The sequence below is a fragment of the Achromobacter sp. MYb9 genome, from assembly GCF_002975275.1.
Lineage (GTDB): Bacteria > Pseudomonadota > Gammaproteobacteria > Burkholderiales > Burkholderiaceae_B > Achromobacter.
On sequence record NZ_PCOQ01000001.1, the window covers coordinates 111265 to 131436 of the forward strand.

Genomic DNA, 20172 nt, shown 5'->3' on the forward strand with positions numbered 1-20172 from the left:
CCCGCATCCGCCCGCCGTGCGGCCCCTCCCTGCCACGGAGGCCAAGCATGAGCTGCCCCCACCGCCCCGAAGATATCGTCCGCGAGGAAAAGGCGCAGCTGGATTTCGCGCGCGACATGACCTACGGCGACTACCTGCATCTGGACGAATTGCTGGGCGCGCAGCACCCGCTGTCGCCCGAGCACAACGAGATGCTGTTCATCATCCAGCACCAGACCAGTGAACTCTGGATGAAGCTGATGCTGCACGAGTTGCGCGCCGCCATCGCCAACGTGGCCGCCGACCGGCTGCAGCCCGCCTTCAAGATGCTGGCGCGCGTCAGCAAGATCATGGAACAGCTGGTCCATGCCTGGGACGTGCTGGCCACCATGACGCCCCCCGAATATTCCGCGCTGCGCCCGTATCTGGCCCGCTCCAGCGGCTTCCAGAGCTATCAATACCGCCAGGTGGAATTCCTGCTGGGCAACAAGAACGCGGCGATGCTCAAGCCGCACGCGCACCGTGAAGACCTGCTGGCGCAGGTACGCACCGCCTACGAGGCCCCTTCGCTGTATGACGAGGCGCTGCGCCTGCTGGCCCGCCACGGGGTAGCCGTGCCGGCCGACCGCCTGGAGCGCGACTGGACGCAGCCCTATGAGGCCTCGGCCGGCGTCGAAGGGGCCTGGCTGACCGTCTACCGCGACACCGACCGCTATTGGGACCTGTACCAGTTGGGTGAAAAGCTGACGGACCTGGAAGATGCGTTCCGCCTGTGGCGATTCCGCCACGTCACGACGGTCGAGCGGGTCATCGGCTTCAAACGCGGCACGGGCGGCACGTCTGGTGTCGATTACCTGCGGCGCATGCTGGACGTGGTGCTGTTTCCCGAGATCTGGAAGCTGCGCACGGAACTCTGAAACCCGTCCCCAATTGATGGAAAGAAGGCGGCACGGGTCGTGCCAGCCTTCGGCCGCTGGCGCACCCCGATTTTCCCGTGCTAGAATTTGGGGTTACTTTTCGGATACGTGGCTAGCGTTCTTGCGTAAACGTCGCTTGCGAACCCGTTCTTTATGAACTCGTTTCCTGTGAACTGTTTTTCGCGTCCTGGCTGGCGACCCTAACACTTTGAGAAAGACTCCTTGCGAGTCCTAGGAAAGCACCATGAAAGAAGGCATTCACCCCGAATACCGCGACGTCGTTTTCGCCGACCTGCAAACGGGCAACAAGTTCATCACCCGTTCGACCGTCCACACGCGCGAAACCGTCGAAATCGACGGCAAGACGTACCCGCTCTTCAAGTGCGACGTGACCTCCGAATCGCACCCGTTCTATACGGGCGCCCAAACGCGTATCGTCGAAACCGGCCGTGTGGAGAAGTTCCGCGCCCGCTTCGCCCGTACGGCTGGCACGGTCAAGTCCGCTTCCTGATCCTGCCGCTCCCGCGGGAGTCGCAGCAAAAAGGCAGCCTCCGGGCTGCTTTTTTTTCCCCCCTAGCCAGCTTGTTACGCGCTGGGGGCTGGCGCAACCAGACCACTCGGTTACATTAACGCCCGTGTCCCCACTTTCTCTTTCCACTCCGGCCCGGCTCACGTCCGTGGCGACCGCAAAGCTCCCCAGACTGATTCTGCTGGGCTTATCGCTGGCCTATATCGTGGCCGGCCTGTTCATGCGCGACCCGTGGAAAACGGACGATGCGGTCGGATTGGCGACCATGATCACGGCGATCCGCGAAGGCGGCATCACCTGGCTGCTGCCACAAGTGGGGCTGCTGGCGCATGCCGAGGAAGGCCCGCTGATCACCTGGGTGGGCGCCGCCAGCATTTGGCTGTTCGGCCCTTTCGTGGGCGATATCACGGCCGGACGCTTGCCCAACCTGCTGTGGTTCGCCATCACGGCGTCCAGTGTCTGGTACGGCACCTATCTGCTGGGCCGCCGCACTGAAGCCCAGCCGCTGGCCCTGCCCTTCGGCGGCGAGCCCGCACCACGCGACTACGGACGCATGCTGGCGGACGCGGCCCTGCTGCTGCTGCTGGCCACGGTGGGCATCCTGCAACGCACCCACGAAACGACTGTCGTGCCCGCCATCATGGCGTGCCAGGCGCTGGCGTTCTATTCGCTGGCCCGTAGCGTCGACCGCCCCGCGACCGGCACGACCACGCTGGGGATTGCCCTGGCGGCCAGTTTCCTGACCCGCGGTTGGGTCGGCGCCTTGCCCATCATGATCGGCGCCCTGCTGGCTTTCTACCCGCGCAGCCAACTCTGGAAGTGCAAGCGCTGGTTGCCGTGGGCGGCGCTGGTGACCGTTGCCCTGATTCTGGCCTGGTGGATTCCGGCCAGTGAAAGCAGCGAATACTGGATCCGCAACTGGAAGACCTGGAACCTGGCCTCGTTCGCGTGGCCGTCCTGGCACGACATGGGCCGCACGCTGCGCGACCTGCCCTGGTACCTGTGGCCGACCTGGCCGCTCGCCCTGCTGGCCGTGTGGCGCTGGCGCGCCTGGATCTATGCGCCCCACATCTGGCTGCCACTGATGCTGCTGGCGTGCTCCGCCCTGGTCCTGTTCGGCCTGGATGAAGCCACCGATTCCGAATATGTGATGCTGGTGGTGCCTTGCGCCGTGCTGGGCGCGTTCTCGCTGCCGACCCTGCGCCGCGGCGTCGTCAACACGCTGGATTGGTTCGCCGTCATGTGCTTTTCGCTGACGGCCGCCACCGCCTGGCTGGGCTGGGTGGCCCTGCACTTCAAGTGGCCAGCCCAGATATCGCGCAACATCGCTCGCCAGACGACAGGCTATGAGCCCGTCATCTCCTGGACCGCGTTCACGCTGGCGGCCATCTTCACGGTGGCCTGGATCGCCCTGGTCGTCTGGCGGCTGCGCGTGCGTCCGCAAGCCTTGTGGCGCGGCACGGTGCTGTCGGCTGGCGGCTTGACCGTGACGTGGATCCTGCTGGTGCTGCTGTGGCAGCCCGCCGTGGACTACGCCCGCAGCTACCGCACCGTTTCGGGACAACTGGCCCAGGCGCTGGAGCAGAACACGCGGCCGGGCGAATGCGTCCGCGGCCTGAGCCTGGGCAGCGGCCAACGCGCATCGTTCCTGATCTTCAACAACCTGACCTTCACGTTCGACGCGAAGTGCACGCTGATCCTGCAACAGACCAGCAACCAGAGCCTGCGTGACAACACTGCCGCCTATAGCGACGGCGCCGACGTGCTGTGGCAGGGTGGCCGCCGGGCCGATCGGCAGGAAGTGTTCCGCCTGCTTCGGGTCGGCGCCAACCGATGAGTTCCGTGAGTGCGGCGCCGATATCCTTCGGCGCCACCCTGCGTGGCATCGCCAAGCAGGCCTGGCCCGTGCTGATCAGCCAATGGGCCGGCATCTCGTTCGGCGTGCTGGACACCGCCATGACGGGCCACTCCAGCGCCAGCGACCTGGCGGCGATGGCGCTGTCCGCCTCGATCTACATCACCGTTTTCGTCGGCTTGATGGGCGTGGTCCATGCCCTGATCCCCATCCTGGCCCAGCACTACGGCGCCGGCAACAACCTGGAAGTCGGCCGCAGCTGGGGCCAGGGCGTCTGGCTGGCGCTGGGCCTGTCGATGGTGGGCGCCATCCTGATGCTATTCCCGGACGTCTGGCTGTCGATGTCCGGCGAGGTGGCCCCCGCAGTACGGGAGCGGATCGGATCGTACCTGCAGGCGCTGGTGCTTGCGCTGCCCGCCGCGCTGGTGTTTCGCACGATCTATGCGTTGGGCACCTCGGTGTCACGCCCTAAACTCGTCATGGCCATCAACTTGTCGGCCATCGGCTTCAAAGCCTTGTTCAATTGGATCTTCATCTACGGCAAGCTGGGCCTGCCGGCCATGGGCGCCACCGGCGCCGGCCTGGCGACGGCCCTGGTGTCGTGGATGAGCCTGGGGCTTGGCCTGTGGGTGATTACCCATGACCGCTTCTATCGCCGCTTCCAGTTGCGGATCGGCAAGCCCGACTGGAAGACGCTGAAGGAACTGTTGCGGCTGGGCATCCCCATGGGCGGCTCGTACCTGGTGGAAGTGTCGGCCTTCACGTTCATGGCGTTGCTGGTCGCGCGCGAAGGCACCTACGTGACAGGCGGGCACCAGATCATGTCGAATCTGGCCGCGCTGTGCTACATGATGCCGATGGCGCTGGGGGTGGCCACCGCCGCCCTGACCGCCCAGGCGATCGGTGCAGGCAACCTGGCCCATGCGCACCGCATCGGCATGGCCGGACTGGCGCTGGGCCTGATCGGCGCGCTGCTGACGTCAGCGGTGCTATTGGCCGGGCGTCCGCTCATCCTGGCAGCCTATACCGACGACGCCGGCGTGGCGGCCGTCGCGACGACCTTGCTGGCGATGCTGCCGCTGTTCCATCTGTTCGATTCGATGCAGTGCATTAACTCCTACCTGCTGCGTGCTTACAAGGTCGCGGTCGTGCCCTTGCTGCTGCAGGTGGTGGCGCTGGCGGGCGTTGGCCTGGTGGGCGGCTGGTGGTTCGGCTTCGGCCCGGGCCAAGGTGGCCTGGACCCTATCCGCAACGTCCTCGTGCCGGGTTCGCCCGTCGGGGCGGGCAGTATGTGGCTGATGGCCATGGTCGGCCTGGCCCTGTCCGCCGCCCTGCTGCACTTCTGGTATCGACGGATCGTGCGGACGCTGGCCTAGCGGTAAACGCCGCGGCGGAATAAAAAAATGGCGGCCCGAAGGCCGCCATTTTTTCGGGTAGGGATCTACCCTTTGGGTCGCTTATCGATCACGCGACGCGCCTTGCCAGTCAAGGTGCGTTCCACATGCCCGGAATCCGACACCTGGATGCGCGCGCTGACGCCGATGTGCGTTTTCACCGCATGTTGCAGTTGCCGGCCCAGGTCGTTGCGCTCGGCGTCCGACAGGCCCGAGAACTCGGCCCGCACTTCGGTCAGGATTTCCAGCTCGTCCATGTTGCCGGTGCGTGACAGCACCAACTGATAGTGCGGGGCCAGCTGGGCGATCTTCAGCACCAGCTCCTCGACCTGTGTCGGGAACATGTTCACGCCGCGCACGATCAGCATGTCATCGCTGCGGCCGGTGATCTTGCCGATGCGGCGCATGCTGCGCGCGGTGGGCGGCAACAGCCGGGTCAGGTCGCGCGTGCGGTAGCGGATGATGGGCATCGCTTCCTTGGTCAACGACGTGAACACCAGTTCGCCCGGCTCACCGTCGGCCACGGGTTCGCCCGTGTCCGGATTGATGATCTCGGCGTAGAAATGGTCTTCCCAGACCACGGGGCCGTCTTTGGTCTCGACGCATTCGCTGGCCACGCCCGGCCCCATCACTTCGGACAGGCCATAGATGTCCACCGCGTCGATGCCGGCTTCGGTCTCGATATCGGCACGCATCTGGCCGGTCCAGGGCTCGGCGCCAAAGATCCCGATGCGCAGCGAACTTTGACGCGGATCAATGCCCTGGCGACGCTGCTCTTCCAGAATATTGCAGAAATAGGAGGGCGTGACCATGATGATGTCCGGACGGAAATCGCTGATCAGCTGCACCTGCTTTTCGGTCTGCCCGCCAGACATCGGAATGACCGTGCACCCCAGGCGTTCGGCGCCGTAATGCGCGCCCAGACCGCCCGTGAACAAGCCGTAGCCATAGGCCACGTGCACGGTGTCGCCCGGTTTTCCGCCAGCCGCGCGGATGGAACGCGCCACCAGGTTTGCCCAGTTGTCCAGGTCGCCCTTGGTGTAGCCCACCACCGTGGGTTTGCCCGTGGTGCCGCTGGATGCGTGAATACGCGAGATCCGCTCGCGCGGAACGGCGAACATGCCAAAGGGATAGTTCTCGCGCAGTTCTTTCTTGGTCGTGAACGGAAACTTCGCAATGTCGGACAGCTGCTTCAGATCGTCGGGATGCACTCCCGCTTCGTCGAACGCTTTCTTGTAATGCGGGACGTTTTCGTAGGCATGCTTCAGCGTCCACTTAAGACGTTCCAGCTGCAACCCGCGAAGCTCATCCTCGCTGGCATGCTCGATGGGGTCCAGCCCCGGCTTGCTCATGGTGTTGGACATGATTATCTCTCTCCTGAAATTCTCTCTGCGCCGGTTGGGGCGGCAACAGGGGCCTGAACTCCCTGGCGCGCGCCACCCGACTGGCGGCCTTATCTTTGGCGGATTGCGTTACGCGTCGGCGGGAACGCCTACGATCTGGCCCTTGATGCGATACGAACGTCCGCGGAACAACGCGACATTGCGGCCTTCCTGATTGGTCACGGTCACGTCGTAGACGCCCGTGCGACCCGCCAGCGACCTTTCCTGGGCCACCGCGGTCAGCACGTCGCCTTCGAAACCGGGCGCCAGATAATCGATGGTGCAGCCGGACGCCACGGTGCTGACGTTGCGCGAATTGCAGGAAAATGCGAAGGCGCTGTCGGCCAGGGCGAAGATGAAGCCGCCGTGGCAGGTCTTGTGCCCGTTCAACATGTCGGCGCGCACGCGCATGGTCAGCCGCGCGTAGCCCGGCGCCATTTCCTCGACTTTCATGTCCAGGCCTTGCGAGGCCGCGTCGCCTGCGTACATCACGGTACCGACCGCCTGCGCCAATTCCTGGGGGTCCGCCGGCACTTCAACTACGGGAACGTGCACGTTCATCATTGCCCCTTGAATTGCGGTTCGCGCTTGCCCAGGAACGCCGCTACGCCTTCGGCGTAATCGGCGCTGCGGCCCAGTTCACGCATCATGTCGCGTTCGAGGTCCAGCTGCGTGGACAGGTCGTTGCCCAGGCTGGCCTGCATGGCCCGCTTGGTGAATGCCAGGCCCTTCGTGGGCGCCGTGGAGAAATGCTGGGCCAGGCGGTCCAGCGTGGCGTCGAACTCGTCGTCCTCCACGCATTGCCAGATCAGGCCCCATGCTTCCGCCTGCCTGGCGCTGAGTTTGTCGCCCAGCATCGCCAAGCCCATGGCGCGCGCGCGGCCGACCAGGCGCGGCAGCACGAAGGTGCCGCCGGTGTCGGGGATCAGCCCCAGACGGCAGAACGACTGGATGAAGTTGGCCGACGCGCGGGCGATGACGATATCGCCCGCGAACGCCAGGTTGGCGCCCGCGCCCGCCGCCACGCCGTTCACGCCCACCACGACGGGCAGGGGCAAGGCGTTCAGGCGCCGCACCAGCGGACCGTAGAACTTGTCGACCGTTTCGCCCAGATCGGGCGGCGTGCCGTCTTCGGCGGGCTTGCGCTCGCTTAAGTCCTGCCCCGCGCAAAAGCCGCGCCCCGCGCCGGTCAGGACCAGCACGCGCGCGCCTTCGGTTTCAACGCGCGTCAACGCGTCGGCTACTTCGGCGTGCATGTTGGCGGTAAAGCTGTTCAGCTTGTCCGGGCGGTTCAGCGTCAGTCGCGCGATACCGTTGGACAGATCGAATTTGATGTCTTGGTAGTTCATGTCAGTTATCCATTGCGGGCACGCTACTGGCATTAAAGGTAATCGGTAACCCCCTATCCGGGCCGCAGCGGCGCCCCCCCTCCAGGGGGAAGCGCGTAGCGCTTCGGGGGTGGGCTAGATATGACGGCGGGTTTGCACCACGCGGAAGCGATTCGACACGAACGCCGTGTCGGACAGCGCCGCATTGGCGGCCGGGTTGGCGCCGGTACCGTGGAAGTCGCTGAAGGCCGCGGTCTGGTTCACGAACACCGCGCCCGTCAGGTTCAGCGACAACGACACGCCAGACACTTCCGCCGCGTCCTGCACCTGGTCAGCCACCTGCGCGTCCGTCGTGTAGGCGGACAGCGACAGGGCGCCGTGCTGGACGACACTGTCGCGGGCCAGCTGGATGCTGTGCGCCGTGGAGTCGGTGGCCACCACGAAAGCGATGGGACCAAACCATTCCTGGCTGATGGCGGCATTGCCCGCTTCCGTACGCAGCAACAACGGCGTGCGCACGCGGGCATTCTCGAACTGCGGATGCGTCAGCGTCTTGCTGTCGGCGACGACCGGCAGGCCCAGGGCACGTGCGCGTTCGATGCGCTCGACGATGCCTTCGTTCTGGATCGCGCCGGTCAGTTCGACCGCGCGCGCGGCGTCCGCGCTGACCTTCTCCAACGCCACGCCCAGCGCGGCGGCGACGTCGTCGAAGCTGACGCGGCCTTCCGGCGTATTGATGCCGTCGCGCGGCACGTAGATGTTCTGCGGCGCCGTGCACATCTGGCCCGAATACAGGGCCAGCGAAAACGCCAGGTTGCGCGCCACGCCCTTCAGGTCATCCGTGGAATCGATGATGACCTGGTTGACGCCGGCCTTCTCGGTGTACACCAGCGCCTGGCGGGCGTTGTTCTCCAGCCAGTCGCCATTGGCGGTGCTGCCCGTGAAGTCGACGATCTTGACCGCCGGGTCCAACGCCAGCTTCTGCGCGGCGTCGTCGCCGGCTTCGTGCGCGGCCAGCAGCACGACGTCGGGATCGAAGCCCGCTTCCTGCAGCACTTCGCGCGCCACCTTGACCGTGATGGCCAGCGGCAGGATCGCGCCGGGATGCGGCTTCACGATGACGGTGTTGCCGGTGGCCAGGCTGGCGAACATCCCCGGATAGCCGTTCCAGGTCGGGAAAGTCGAGCAGCCGATCACCAGCGCGACGCCGCGCGGCACCACGGTGAACTGCTTTTCCATCCGGATCGGGTCGTTCTTGCCCTGCGGCTTTTCCCAAATCGACACGCCAGGAATGCGCGACATTTCCTGCCAGGCGTAGGTCACGGCCTCGAAGCCGCGGTCCTGCGCGTGCGGGCCGCCGGCCTGGAAGGCCATCATGAAGCCCTGGCCGGTGGTGTGCTGGACCGCGTAGGCGATCTCGAAGCTGAGCTTGTTCAGCCGGGCCAGGATTTCAAGCGACACGCCCACCCATGCCTGCGGGCCGGCGCGACGCCAGTCTTCCAGCGCGCGCTTGGAAGCGGCGATCAGCTTGTCCACGGGCACGTGCGGATAGGTGATGCCCAGCTCGAAGCCGTAGGGCGATTTCTCGCCGCCCAGGGTGCCGTCGGCATCATGCAGGTTCAGCGGAAACGGCTTGCCCTGCAGTGCTTCGAAAGCCGCGCGGCCGTCGTCATTGGCCGTTTCGCCATAGTTGCGGGGGCTGGGCGATTCGGCAAACGGGCTCCAGTAGCCGCGCAGCGCGGCGGCGGCCAGGGATTGTTCCAGCAGGGGCTGATGGCGTTCGAAGAATTTCTGGGACACTGTGTCTCTCCAATGAATTAGGGATGTCTGTCTGGCGCGCGCCGGATCAGGTTTCCTGGTCGAAGTCGATGACCAGGCGATCGCTGACGGGGAAGCTCTGGCAGCTCAGGACAAAACCGCGCGCCACTTCGTAGTCTTCCAGCGCAAAGTTGGCATCCATGTCCACCTCGCCTTCGACCACTTTGCAACGGCAGGTGGAACACACCCCGCCCTTGCACGAATACGGCAACTCGATCCCTTGCGCCAGCGCCGAGTCCAGCACGCTGTCTTTATTCTTTTCAATGACGAACTTGCGGCTATGGCCGTCCTGCACCACGGTGACTTCGCACTGGCCCTTGCCGGGCGCCTGGCGGGCGTCGTGGCCGGTGCGCAGCGCACGCGGCCCCTTGGGCGCGCCGAACAGCTCGAACTTGATGTTCGACTTCGGAATACCGCGGGCCTGCAACCGCTCGACCACGCTTTCCGTCATGGTCTGCGGACCACAGACAAAAGCGTAATCGATATCCTCGGGGCTCATCCAGGCCGACATCAGCTGGTCAACCTTGTCGCCGTCCAGACGGCCGTTGAACAGTTCGATGTCCTGGGACTCGCGGCTCATGACGTAGACCAGCGAAAAGCGGTCCATGTACAGATTCTTCAGGTCTTCGATTTCTTCGCGGAAAAGCACCGCCGAGGACGCGCGATTGCCGAAGAACAGCGTGAACTTGCTGCCCGGTTCGGTAGACAGCGCCGTCTTGACCAGCGAGAACACCGGCGTGATGCCGCTGCCCACGGCGAAGGCCACGTAGTGGCGCTTGTTTTCGGGAGAAAAATCGACCGTGAAGTTGCCGGCCGGCGCCATGACTTCCAGCGTCTGGCCGGGTTGCAGCTCTTGGTTGGCCCAGCTGGAAAACGTGCCTTCGTCCACCTTCTTGATCGCCACGCGCAGCAGCTTGTCGTGCGGTGCGGAACAGATCGAATACGAACGGCGCAGCTCTTCGCCGTTCAATTGCGTGCGCAGCGTCAGGTACTGGCCTGGCAGGAACGCGAATTCCTCGGTCAGCGTGTCGGGCAGATCGAAGGTCACGACGACGGCGTCGCGCGTATTGCGCGCTACCGAAGCCACCGTCAACGAATGAAATTGATTCTGGCTCATCTCGAAACCGCTCTCAGTGAGTCTTGAAATAATCGAAGGGTTCGCGGCAGGCGACGCAACGGTACAGCGCCTTGCATGACGTGGACCCGAAGTTGCTGACCATCCGCGTGTCGCGCGAACCGCAGCGCGGGCAGGCGATGGCGGGCGCGGCGGCACGGCGGCTAATGCCCGAGATGTCGATGGCGCGTTCAGCGGGCGCGGCGATGCCGTAGCCCTTGAGCGCTTCGCGCCCCTTCTCGCTCATCCAATCGGTGGTCCAGGCGGGCGCCAGGCGGGTTTCGACACGGACCTCGTCAATGCCGTGGCGGGCCAGCGTCTGCTGGATATCCTGCGTGATCTCGCGCATGGCCGGGCAGCCGGAGTACGTGGGCGTGATGACGACGACGCAGGCGTCGCCGTCCCAGGACACGTCGCGCACCACGCCCAGGTCCACCACGGACAGCACGGGGATCTCCGGATCGGGGACCTCCTGCAGCCAGGCGTAGACCTGGTCGGCGGAAATGGGCGCCAGCGCGTTCACCACGTGGCTCCCGGATAAGCGCGCGGCAGGTACTGCATTTCCGCCAGCACGTAGCCCAGTTCTTCGGTGTGCCTGCCCTGGCGTCCGCCACGGTAGGCCAGATGGTTGGCGGCGGTTTCGTCCGGCACGGTCAGCGTGGCTTCTTCCAGCACTTCGCGCACATGGGCCAGCCACGGCTGGCGCAACGCGGCCAGCTCACAGCCGATGCCGCGGGTGGCCAGGTCCTGGTCCACGGCGTCGTCGGCGAACAGTTCACCCGTGAAGCGCCAGGCGTCGTCGATGGCAGCCTGCATCTTGGCGTGGCTTTCCGCCGTGCCGTCGCCCAGGCGGACCACCATGTCCGACGAGCGGCGCACGTGATAGGTCACTTCCTTGATCGACTTGGCCGCGATGGCGGCCACGCGCTCGTCCGAGGATTGCTCCAGACGTTGCAACAGGAAGTAGTGCCACACGTCGAACAGGAATTGGCGCGCCATGGTGTCGGCGTAATTGCCGTTGGCGCGCTCCACCAGCAGCGCGTTGTGGAACTGGTGCGCGTCGCGGTGATAGGCCAGCGTGTCTTCGTCACGGCCGGCGCCTTCCACTTCACCGGCCAGCGTCAGCCACATGCGGGCCTGGCCCAGCAGGTCCAGCGCGGTATTGGTCAGCGCCAGGTCTTCTTCCAGGATGGGGCCGTGGCCTGTCCACGCGCCCAGGCGCTGCGACAGGATCAGCGACGTATCGCCCAACCGCAACAGGTATTCAAACAGAGTCTTGTCCATGTCTCCCCCGCCGCCTTACATGTGCTTGATTTCTTCGGGCATCGGGAAAAACGTGGGATGCCGGTAGACCTTGCTGTTGGCCGGTTCGAACAGGGGTTCCTTGTCGCCGGGGCTGCTGGCCGAGATGTCCGAGGCGCGCACGACCCAGATGCTCAGGCCTTCGTTGCGGCGGGTATAGACGTCGCGGGCGTGATTGATCGCCATTTCGGCGTCGGACGCATGCAGGCTACCGACGTGCTTGTGCGCCAGGCCGTGCTGGCTGCGGATGAACACTTCCCACAAAGGCCAGTCTTTGCTCATGATGGATATCCTTGGAATGCCGGGCGCGCGCCGCGCGCACCGGTCTACGATGATGATGGGATGGAGAATGCGGCCGGATGCGGCTCAGGCGGCTTTGCGCTGGGCCTGCTTGTCGGCGTAGGCGACCAGGGCGTCGCGCACCCAGGCGCCGTCCTCGTGCGCCTTGACGCGCGCAGCCAGGCGTTCCCGGTTGCAGGGGCCGTTGCCCTTGAGCACCGCGTAGAACTCGCTCCAGTCGATCTCGCCGAAGTCGTAGTGGCCGCGCTCGGCGTTCCACTTCAGATCGGGATCCGGCACGGTCAGGCCCAGGTATTCGGCCTGGGGCACGGTCTGGTCGACCATCTTCTGGCGCAGTTCGTCGTTGGAGAACAGCTTGATCTTCCACGCCATGGACTGGGCGCTGTTGGGCGAGTCGGCATCAGACGGGCCGAACATCATCAGTGCGGGCCACCACCAGCGGTTCAGCGAATCCTGGACCATGGCCTTCTGCTCCGGCGTGCCATGCAGGCACATCTGCATCAACAGGTCGTAGCCCTGGCGTTGGTGGAAGGACTCTTCCTTACAGACGCGCACCATGGCCCGCGCGTACGGGCCGTAGGAGCAGCGGCACAGCGGAATCTGGTTGATGATGGCCGAGCCGTCGACCAGCCAGCCGATCATGCCGATGTCTGCCCAGCTGAGCGTGGGGTAGTTGAAGATGCTGGAGTACTTGGCGCGGCCGGCATGCAAGTCGTCGATCAGCTCGTCGCGCGACACGCCCAACGTTTCCGCAGCGCTGTACAGGTACAGCCCGTGGCCGGCTTCGTCCTGCACCTTGGCCAGCAGGATCGCCTTGCGCTTGAGGGACGGCGCACGGGTGATCCAGTTGCCTTCCGGCAGCATCCCCACGATTTCCGAATGCGCGTGCTGCGAGATCTGGCGAACCAGCGTCTTGCGGTAGGCGTCCGGCATCCAGTCCTTGGCCTCGATGCGCACGCCGTCGTCAATGCGGCGCTGGAACGTCTGGTCGCGGCCTTCAAGCTGGTCGGCGGTCTTGACCTGCTTGACGCCGGTTTCGACGAGTTGAGCGTACATGTTTTGTCTCCTAGAGACGGTTTGCGAAAACGCAAAGCAAACGTTCCGCAGTGCCGTCATGTCATAGGCCGATTATTTAATACAAAAAAATCATTGTCAAACTCAAATCTGTATCACATTGGATTTATGTATCATATTGCGGATCCTGATATCGGCCGCTTGCGGCCCCCCTTATGGCAAACCCTCAGTCGCCCCTGGACCGCTTTCTGTCCCGCTTATTGAAAAGCGATCCGCCCCGCGCCAAATCCCTGTGCGTCAGCTTGCTGGGCGACGCGCTCGCGCCCCATGGCGGCGCCATTTGGCTCGGCGACCTGATCGCGCTGCTGGCACCGCTGGGCATCAACGAGCGGCTGCTGCGCACCAGCGTGTTCCGGCTGGTCGCCCAGAACTGGCTGCAATCCGAACGCCATGGCCGTCGCAGCCTTTATCTGATTTCCGAGCAAGGCCTGCGCCATACGGCGCACGCGTCGCAGCGCATCTACGAGGGCGCGGCGCGGGACTGGAATGGGGAATGGACATTGGTGGCGTTGCCGCGCACGGGCAACGGCCTGGCCGAACGCGCGGAGCTGCGGCGCGAACTGGTCTGGGAAGGCTTCGGCATGATCGCGCCGGGTTTGTTCGCCCATCCGCACACCGAGGCGCGGGCGGCGCACGACATCCTGGACAAGCTGGGCATCCCGGACCGGGCGCTGGTGTTGTCGGCACGTGACCTGGCCGGCGCAGGCGGCCTGCCGATCGCCAGCCTGGCGTCGCAATGCTGGAACCTGGACGACGTCGCCGAGCAATACCGTCAGTTCTCGCGGAACTTCGGCCCGTTGGAGAAACTGCTGGAAGAACCGCCCTCTCCGCCCGAGGCGTTCGTCGTCCGCGTCATGCTGCTGCACCATTGGCGACGGATCGTCCTGCATGACCCGCAGTTGCCCGGCCCGATGCTGCCCGACAACTGGCCTGGCCACGCGGCGCGCGAGCTGTGCGGAAGGATCTACTGGAAGGTGTTCGACGCGTCGGAGACGCACCTGGCAGCCTTGGCCGGCCAGGACAACGAACGCTTTGCCCCCCTGGCGGGAGACATCGCCGGTCGCTTCGGCGGACGCCCGGCCTGAACGCCCGGCTTCAAGCGGGCGGAGACAGGGTCACGCCCAGCGAATCGACGTGACGCTCGCCGGCGGCGATCTGGCCGGGGCCGGGACGCGATAGCCCGACCGTGGCGGCGATGAAGGAAAGCGTCCAGTGCGCCTGGATGGGCCGTCCCAGCGCCGCGCCGGTATCGGCGTCGATGCCGCTGGGCACATCCAGCGCCAGGACCGGCACGTTCCAGCTGTTGACCGTATCGACCAGCGCTTGCCAGTCCGCGTCCAGCGTACGGTTCAAGCCGATGCCGAACAAGCCGTCAATGACGATATCGGGGACGTCTCCAGACCCAAGCGACGTCTGCGTCTCGCCGCCGGCGGCATGCCAGCCGGCCCAGGCGCGGGCCGCGTCCGGTGGCAAACGGGCGGGGCCGGATGGCAGCAGCACCCGTACCGTATATCCCAGGGCGAGCAGGCGCGTCGCGGCTTCCAGCGCGTCGCCCCCGTTATTGCCGGGGCCGGCCAGGGCCAGGAGAGTGTGCTCAGGAGGGAAACGGGCCGCGATGAACTCGGCGGCAGCCCGGCCGGCCAACGGCATCAGCGCCCGGCCCGAAGCCAGGGCTAGCTGTTCGGCGCGGCGAATCTGGGCAACGGAGTAAGACGGCATGGCGAAGGCGCGGCGGAGCGATCCAGACCAAAGGTCTTGCCCAGTTTACGCCGCGGCCCGGCCTGCCGCTCACACCTTCAGGAAGTGCTCGCGGTAGTACTTGAGTTCGTCGATGGATTCGTAGATGTCCGCCAGTGCTTCGTGGCGGCTCTTCTTTTCGAAGCCCTTGTACACCGCAGGCGCCCAGCGGCGCGCCAATTCCTTCAGCGTGCTGACGTCAAGGTTGCGGTAATGGAAGAACTGCTCCAGGCGCGGCATGTAAGCAAACATGAAGCGGCGGTCCTGGCTGATGGTATTGCCGCACAGCGGCGATTTGCCGGCCGGCACATGCTGCGCAAGAAACGCCAAGAGCGTATCCTCTGCCTGCGCCTCGGACACCGTGGATGCCTTGACCTTGTCGATCAGGCCGCTCTTGCCGTGGGTGGACTTGTTCCAGTTGTCCATGGCGTCAAGCAGGCTGTCGGGCTGGTGGATCACCAGCACCGGGCCTTCGGCCACGACCGTCAGATCAGGCTCCGTCACCACGACGGCCACCTCGATGATGCGTTCTTTCTCAGGTTCCAGACCCGTCATTTCCATGTCGAGCCAAACCAGGCGATTTTCGTTCACAGCCATATAATTTGCCTATAAAACGCGCGATTTTCGCACATCCCTACTTGAGTCGACCGCTTCGCCCATGTTCACATTGCTGTTCGTTGCTTTCCTGCTGACCGATATTGCCGTGCGCCTGTGGCTGGCGACACGCCAGATTCGCCACGTGGCACGCAATCGCGACCAGGTGCCCGTGGAGTTTTCCCATCGCATCGGGCTGTCCAGCCACCAGCGTGCGGCGGATTACACGGTCGCGCGGGTCAAGCTGGGCATGCTGGAGCGCACCTACGACGCAATCCTGCTGGTGTGCCTGACGCTGATGGGCGGACTGCAGTTCATTGACCTGATGGTAGGCCAGCTTACCAGCAACGACTTCCTGCGCCAGATGTTGCTGCTGGTTGCCGTGGCGCTGCTGCTCGGCGTGCTGGGGTTGCCGTTCACATTGTGGCGGCAGTTCAAACTGGAGGCGCGCTTCGGATTCAACCGCATGACGCCCGAGCTCTTCATCGCCGATGCGGCCAAGGGCCTGCTGGTGGCCGCCGTGCTGGGCTTGCCGCTGGCCGCGGCGGTGCTCTGGCTGATGGGCAGCGCGGGCGCCTACTGGTGGATCTGGGCGTGGGCGCTTTGGACCGTGTTCAACCTGGCGCTGCTGATCATCTACCCGATGTTCATCGCCCCGCTGTTCAACAAGTTCACCCCGCTGTCCGACCCGGAACTGGCGGGACGCATCCAGAGCCTGGCGCAACGCTGCGGCTTCTCCCTCAATGGCCTGTTCGTGATGGACGGTTCGCGCCGCTCCGCCCACGGCAACGCCTATTTCACGGGATTCGGCCGGTCGCGCCGCATCGTGTTCTTCGACACCTTGCTGGCCCGCTTGAACGGCGACGAAATCGAAGCCGTGCTGGCCCACGAGCTAGGCCATTTCGCCAAGCGTCACATCATCAAGCGCATCCTCTTCAGTTTCGGCATGGCATTTGCCTTTTTCGCCATCCTGGGCTGGGTCGCCCAACAACCCTGGTTCTATGTGGACCTGGGCGTGATGCCGCAATTGGGCGGGCGCAACGATGCCATGGCATTGCTGCTGTTCTTCCTGGTCATTCCCGTTTTCACTTTCATGTTCACCCCGCTGGCCAGCTGGTATTCGCGCCGCGACGAATTCGAAGCCGACCGCTATGCGGCCGAGCAGAGTTCGCCGGAACGCCTGGTGTCCGCGCTGGTCAAACTCTACGACGACAACGCCTCTACGCTCACCCCCGATCCCGTGCACTCCGCCTTCTACGACAGCCATCCCCCCGCCGCCGAGCGCATCCGCCACCTGATGGCGAGCGCCGCATGAACGCCCGCAACAACAGCAGCAGGAAACCTCCCAATACGGCGCCTGCGGGCACCCCGGCCGCGCAAGTCGGGCTAGAAGGCCGCATCATCGCGGCGCATGGGCGGCATTACACCGTGGAGCTGGCCGACGGCTCGGTACGCAAGTGCTTCCCCCGCGGCAAGAAGGCCGGCGCCGCCGTGGGCGACCGCGTCCAGATCACGCCCCAGGGCAACGATGAAGGCGCCATCGACACCATCCTGCCCCGCAGCAACCTGCTGTACCGCTCGGACGACATGCGCTCCAAGCAGTTCGCCTCCAACGTAGACCAGCTTCTGATCGTGATCGCCGTGCGGCCGACGTTCTCGGACGACCTGACAGGCCGTGCGCTTGCCGGGGCCTGGAGCGCAGGCATCTCGCCGCTCATCATCCTGAACAAAACGGATCTGACCGACGAATTGCCCGCCGCGCGCGCCCGCCTGGCGCCGATCGCGGCGCTGGGTGTGCCGGTCATCGAACTCAGTGCGCTGGAACCTGAAAAAGTCCATACCCTGCTGGCGCCACACCTGGCCGGCCGCACCAACCTGTTGCTGGGCCAGAGCGGCATGGGGAAATCCACGCTGCTCAACGCGTTGATTCCCACTGCCGGCGCCGCCACGCGCGAGCACTCGACCGCGCTGGACATGGGCAAGCACACCACGACCAGCACGCGGCTCTATCACCTGCCCGAGCCGGGCGGCGACCTGATCGACTCGCCGGGATTCCAGGCCTTCGGGCTGCAGCACCTGACCCGCGACGACATCATCCGCGGCTTTCCGGAATTCACGAAGCCCATCGAAGCATGCCGTTTCTACAACTGCACGCATCGGCAGGAACCGGGCTGCGGCGTCCTTGCGGCGCTGCAGGCAGGCGAGATCAATCCGCTGCGCTATGCGCTGTACGAACGCATCCTGGAAGAAAACCTGGCCGGACAGCAGCGCTATTGAAGGTCAGCGGCGCACGTCGCGCCCGACCGGCAACCGTGCCACCCGGCATGAAGACGGCCCCATAAGGGGCCGTTCTTATTGGGACGCGCGGCGGGTGGGCGCCGTCAGCGCGGCTGGAAGCCGTTGCGCAGCAGGTGATAGAGATTGCGCAGCATGCCGGCAGTGGCGCCCCAGATGAAATGGTCGCCGTAGGGCATGCCGTAATAGTTGCGTACCCGTCCGTCGTCCAACCGCGCCTCATACAGGCGGTGGTTGGCGGGATCCATCAAGAAAGACAGCGGCACTTCGAACACTTCGGCCACTTCAAATGCGTCGGGCGCCAGGTCGAAACCCGGGCGCACCAGCGACACCACGGGAATGATGGAAAAGCCCGTCGCCGTCAGGTACGGCGGCATGCTACCCAGCACTTCCACATGGTTCGAGGGCAGGCCCGTTTCCTCCTGCGCCTCGCGCAGGGCCGCGGCCACCGGCGTCGAATCGCTGGTCTCGATGCGTCCACCCGGAAAGCTGATTTGGCCGGCATGGTCGTGCAAGTGCGCGGCACGCTGGGTCAGCATGATGTGCACGCCGTTGTCGCGGGTGACCAGCGGAATCAGCACCGCGGCGGGCACGGGCGTGCCTTCGCGACCTGGATAGCGCAGGTCGTTGTCGCGGGAAAGCTCCAGCGTCCAGGTGGACGGCTGGCTGAGCGTGCCCCGCAAGGAGTCCGGGGTCAGCAGGCTGGCAGGCACGGCCGGCAAGGACTCGTTGGCCACCACCCACGGTTGCGTCGCGGGATCGAAGCCGGGACGCGCGAGCGGCCGTCTAGGCCGCGCGGAATACGAGGAATCAGACATACGGCTTTGCAATAAGAAAAAGGCACCCTCGCAGGTGCCTTTTTAACCCGGAAACCTGTGCCGGACGGAAACGCTGAATGGCGCGGACGTCCGACACTGGTAGGGCCGTGTGCCGATAAGCGATCAAGCCGCCGGGGCTTGCTTGCTGACCAGCTTTTCCTTGATACGCGCCGACTTGCCCGAGCGGTTGCGCAGGTAGTACAGCTTGGCGCGGCGCACGTCACCGCGGCGCTTGACTTCGATGCCAGCGATTTGCGGCGAGTACAGCTGGAACGTACGTTCCACGGCTTCACCCGACGAAATCTTGCGCACGGTGAACGCGGAGTTCAGGCCGCGGTTGCGCTTGGCGATAACAACGCCTTCGAAAGCCTGCACGCGCTTGCGGGTGCCTTCAACGACGTTCACGCTCACGATGACGGTGTCACCAGGAGCAAATTCAGGCTTGGCTTGGCCGCCGGTCAGACGGGCAATTTCTTCCTGTTCCAGGATAGCGATAAGGTTCATTAGAACTCCTAAGTCATCATGTCTTTGCGGACTAAAACTTTTGCCGTTCGATGTTGTTCACGTAACGCGTAGCCATCAGATGGCAGGCTTTCCGTGTGCATGGCTGGCAATCGATGCGTGTGCCCAGGGTTCGCTTGAAGTAGGTCTACTTAAAGTAGAGGCCTACTCAAAGTTCTACACGGGGCCCTCTCATGATTTCCCGCAATGCTCGTACCGCAAGCAGAGGATGAGATTTGGCAAACCAATGATTCTACACCAAAAATTCGGTTGGGCGTCCGGTAGAATGGCGACCTTCTGGTGGCTTTGATGTACGCTTGCCACTTCTGTAACAAACACGTCATCTGACGCTGTTCCCCCCATGTCGTATACGTCCCTGTTATTGGTTGTCCTGGCGGCAATGGCCCACGCGACGTGGAACCTGCTGGCCAAGCGCGCGGCCATGGTGGGCGCCCCATTCGTCTTTGCGTACGGCTTGTGCGCCTCGGTGCTGTATGCGCCTTGGGTGATCTGGGTGCTGATGCATGACGGCATGACGTGGACGTGGCCAGTCGTGGCCGCCATCCTCACTTCCAGCCTGTTGCATCTGGGCTACAGCCTGTGCCTGCAACGCGGCTATCAAGTGGCCGACCTGTCCGTGGTGTACCCCATCGCCCGGGGCACCGGCCCCCTGCTTTCGACCACTGGCGCCTTCCTGCTGCTGGGGGAACCCGCCACCAGCACCGGCATCATCGGCATGCTGTGCGTGGTGATCGGCGTATTGCTGATCGCGACCCAGGGCCGGCTGACCATCTTCAAGCAGGCGCAAGCCTGGGTGGGGGTGCGTTGGGGCGTGGTGATCGGCCTGTTCATCGCCGCCTACACCGTGGTGGACGCCTACGGCGTCAAGGTCTTGCTGATCAGCCCGGTGCTATTCGACTGGTTCACGTGCGTGACGCGCACCGCCATGATGACGCCTCACATGCTGGGCCGCCGCACTCAGGCCTGGGAATCGATGCGGGGGCATTGGCATCTGGCGCTGGCCGTGGGCCTACTGTCTCCGCTGGGATACATCCTGGTGCTCTACGCCTTGCGCAACGGCGCGCCGCTGAGCCTGGTGGCCCCAGCGCGCGAAATGTCCATGATGCTGGGCACCTTGGCGGGCATGTTCCTGCTGCGCGAGAAGGTCGGGCCCGGGCGTCTGGCCGGCTGCCTGTCCATTCTGGCGGGCGTCATCCTGCTGGGTTCCAGCTGAA

21 protein-coding genes are annotated in these 20172 nt (G+C 64.7%); 8 read left to right on the forward strand and 13 right to left on the reverse strand.

Annotated features, from left to right (window positions below; genetic code table 11):
* Positions 1-47: 47 nt before the first annotated feature.
* The 4 genes from kynA (at position 48) to CQ050_RS00575 (ending at position 4656) form a co-directional block, all read left to right on the forward strand.
* On the forward strand, positions 48-896 hold the full coding sequence (gene kynA / locus CQ050_RS00560) for a tryptophan 2,3-dioxygenase (RefSeq protein ID WP_105554929.1): 849 nt from the start codon (positions 48-50) through the stop codon (positions 894-896).
* A 244-nt stretch (positions 897-1140) separates the two neighbouring features.
* Positions 1141-1407, forward strand: a complete 267-nt coding sequence (locus tag CQ050_RS00565; protein ID WP_006225101.1) for a type B 50S ribosomal protein L31 — start codon at positions 1141-1143, stop codon at positions 1405-1407.
* Positions 1408-1531: 124 nt separating this feature from the next.
* Positions 1532-3262, forward strand: coding sequence for a glycosyltransferase family 39 protein (locus CQ050_RS00570; protein ID WP_105554930.1), 1731 nt, complete (start codon positions 1532-1534; stop codon positions 3260-3262).
* The gene (locus tag CQ050_RS00575; RefSeq protein WP_105554931.1) at positions 3259-4656 is read left to right on the forward strand and encodes an MATE family efflux transporter; all 1398 of its coding nucleotides are present in this window, start codon (positions 3259-3261) and stop codon (positions 4654-4656) included. Before CQ050_RS00570 ends, CQ050_RS00575 begins: the two co-directional genes overlap by 4 nt.
* A 65-nt stretch (positions 4657-4721) precedes the next feature.
* On the opposite strand, the gene paaK is transcribed toward CQ050_RS00575, so the two are convergent.
* From paaK to paaA, 9 genes are all read right to left on the reverse strand, one after another.
* Entirely contained in the window at positions 4722-6038 is a 1317-nt protein-coding gene (gene paaK, locus CQ050_RS00580; protein WP_105554932.1) for a phenylacetate--CoA ligase PaaK, read from the reverse strand.
* Positions 6039-6146: 108 nt separating this feature from the next.
* A complete protein-coding gene (paaI, locus tag CQ050_RS00585) occupies positions 6147-6617 on the reverse strand; it encodes a hydroxyphenylacetyl-CoA thioesterase PaaI (RefSeq protein WP_105554933.1) in 471 nt (156 codons plus the stop codon).
* Positions 6617-7405, reverse strand: coding sequence for a 2-(1,2-epoxy-1,2-dihydrophenyl)acetyl-CoA isomerase PaaG (gene paaG, locus CQ050_RS00590; protein WP_105554934.1), 789 nt, complete (start codon positions 7403-7405; stop codon positions 6617-6619). Before paaG ends, paaI begins: the two co-directional genes overlap by 1 nt.
* A 114-nt stretch (positions 7406-7519) precedes the next feature.
* The gene (gene paaN, locus CQ050_RS00595) at positions 7520-9184 is read right to left on the reverse strand and encodes a phenylacetic acid degradation protein PaaN (RefSeq protein ID WP_105554935.1); all 1665 of its coding nucleotides are present in this window, start codon (positions 9182-9184) and stop codon (positions 7520-7522) included.
* 46 nt (positions 9185-9230) lie between these two features.
* Complete coding sequence (gene paaE / locus CQ050_RS00600; RefSeq protein ID WP_105554936.1) at positions 9231-10319, reverse strand: 1,2-phenylacetyl-CoA epoxidase subunit PaaE; 1089 nt, start codon at positions 10317-10319, stop codon at positions 9231-9233.
* A gap of 13 nt (positions 10320-10332) precedes the next feature.
* Positions 10333-10839, reverse strand: a complete 507-nt coding sequence (gene paaD, locus CQ050_RS00605; RefSeq protein ID WP_105555543.1) for a 1,2-phenylacetyl-CoA epoxidase subunit PaaD — start codon at positions 10837-10839, stop codon at positions 10333-10335.
* On the reverse strand, positions 10836-11600 hold the full coding sequence (gene paaC / locus CQ050_RS00610; RefSeq protein ID WP_105554937.1) for a 1,2-phenylacetyl-CoA epoxidase subunit PaaC: 765 nt from the start codon (positions 11598-11600) through the stop codon (positions 10836-10838). The genes paaD and paaC overlap by 4 nt, the downstream gene beginning before the upstream one ends.
* A gap of 15 nt (positions 11601-11615) precedes the next feature.
* Entirely contained in the window at positions 11616-11900 is a 285-nt protein-coding gene (gene paaB, locus CQ050_RS00615) for a 1,2-phenylacetyl-CoA epoxidase subunit PaaB (protein WP_006225111.1), read from the reverse strand.
* Positions 11901-11984: 84 nt separating this feature from the next.
* Positions 11985-12974, reverse strand: coding sequence for a 1,2-phenylacetyl-CoA epoxidase subunit PaaA (paaA, locus tag CQ050_RS00620; RefSeq protein WP_105554938.1), 990 nt, complete (start codon positions 12972-12974; stop codon positions 11985-11987).
* Between the two features lie 173 nt (positions 12975-13147).
* Here paaA and paaX point away from each other — a divergent pair, with 173 nt between their 5' ends.
* The gene (paaX, locus tag CQ050_RS00625; protein WP_105554939.1) at positions 13148-14077 is read left to right on the forward strand and encodes a phenylacetic acid degradation operon negative regulatory protein PaaX; all 930 of its coding nucleotides are present in this window, start codon (positions 13148-13150) and stop codon (positions 14075-14077) included.
* A gap of 10 nt (positions 14078-14087) precedes the next feature.
* On the opposite strand, the gene CQ050_RS00630 is transcribed toward paaX, so the two are convergent.
* Both CQ050_RS00630 and orn read right to left on the reverse strand, forming a co-directional pair.
* On the reverse strand, positions 14088-14711 hold the full coding sequence (locus CQ050_RS00630; RefSeq protein ID WP_105554940.1) for an NAD(P)H-hydrate epimerase: 624 nt from the start codon (positions 14709-14711) through the stop codon (positions 14088-14090).
* A gap of 69 nt (positions 14712-14780) precedes the next feature.
* Positions 14781-15326 carry an oligoribonuclease gene (gene orn, locus CQ050_RS00635; protein WP_006225115.1) on the reverse strand — a complete coding sequence of 182 codons (546 nt, stop codon included), beginning with the start codon at positions 15324-15326 and terminating at the stop codon, positions 14781-14783.
* 61 nt (positions 15327-15387) lie between these two features.
* Here orn and CQ050_RS00640 point away from each other — a divergent pair, with 61 nt between their 5' ends.
* A complete protein-coding gene (locus tag CQ050_RS00640; protein ID WP_105554941.1) occupies positions 15388-16638 on the forward strand; it encodes a M48 family metallopeptidase in 1251 nt (416 codons plus the stop codon).
* Positions 16635-17600, forward strand: coding sequence for a ribosome small subunit-dependent GTPase A (rsgA, locus tag CQ050_RS00645; RefSeq protein WP_233213767.1), 966 nt, complete (start codon positions 16635-16637; stop codon positions 17598-17600). Before CQ050_RS00640 ends, rsgA begins: the two co-directional genes overlap by 4 nt.
* A 104-nt stretch (positions 17601-17704) precedes the next feature.
* Here the strand turns inward: rsgA and CQ050_RS00650 are convergent, their stop codons facing one another.
* Together CQ050_RS00650 and rplS are read right to left on the reverse strand one after the other, a co-directional pair.
* Entirely contained in the window at positions 17705-18436 is a 732-nt protein-coding gene (locus tag CQ050_RS00650) for a CoA pyrophosphatase (RefSeq protein WP_105554942.1), read from the reverse strand.
* Positions 18437-18559: 123 nt separating this feature from the next.
* Positions 18560-18940, reverse strand: coding sequence for a 50S ribosomal protein L19 (gene rplS / locus CQ050_RS00655; RefSeq protein WP_054423686.1), 381 nt, complete (start codon positions 18938-18940; stop codon positions 18560-18562).
* 358 nt (positions 18941-19298) lie between these two features.
* Between rplS and CQ050_RS00660 the strand changes: the two genes are divergently transcribed.
* Positions 19299-20171 carry a DMT family transporter gene (locus CQ050_RS00660; RefSeq protein ID WP_105554943.1) on the forward strand — a complete coding sequence of 291 codons (873 nt, stop codon included), beginning with the start codon at positions 19299-19301 and terminating at the stop codon, positions 20169-20171.
* Position 20172 lies beyond the last annotated feature (1 nt).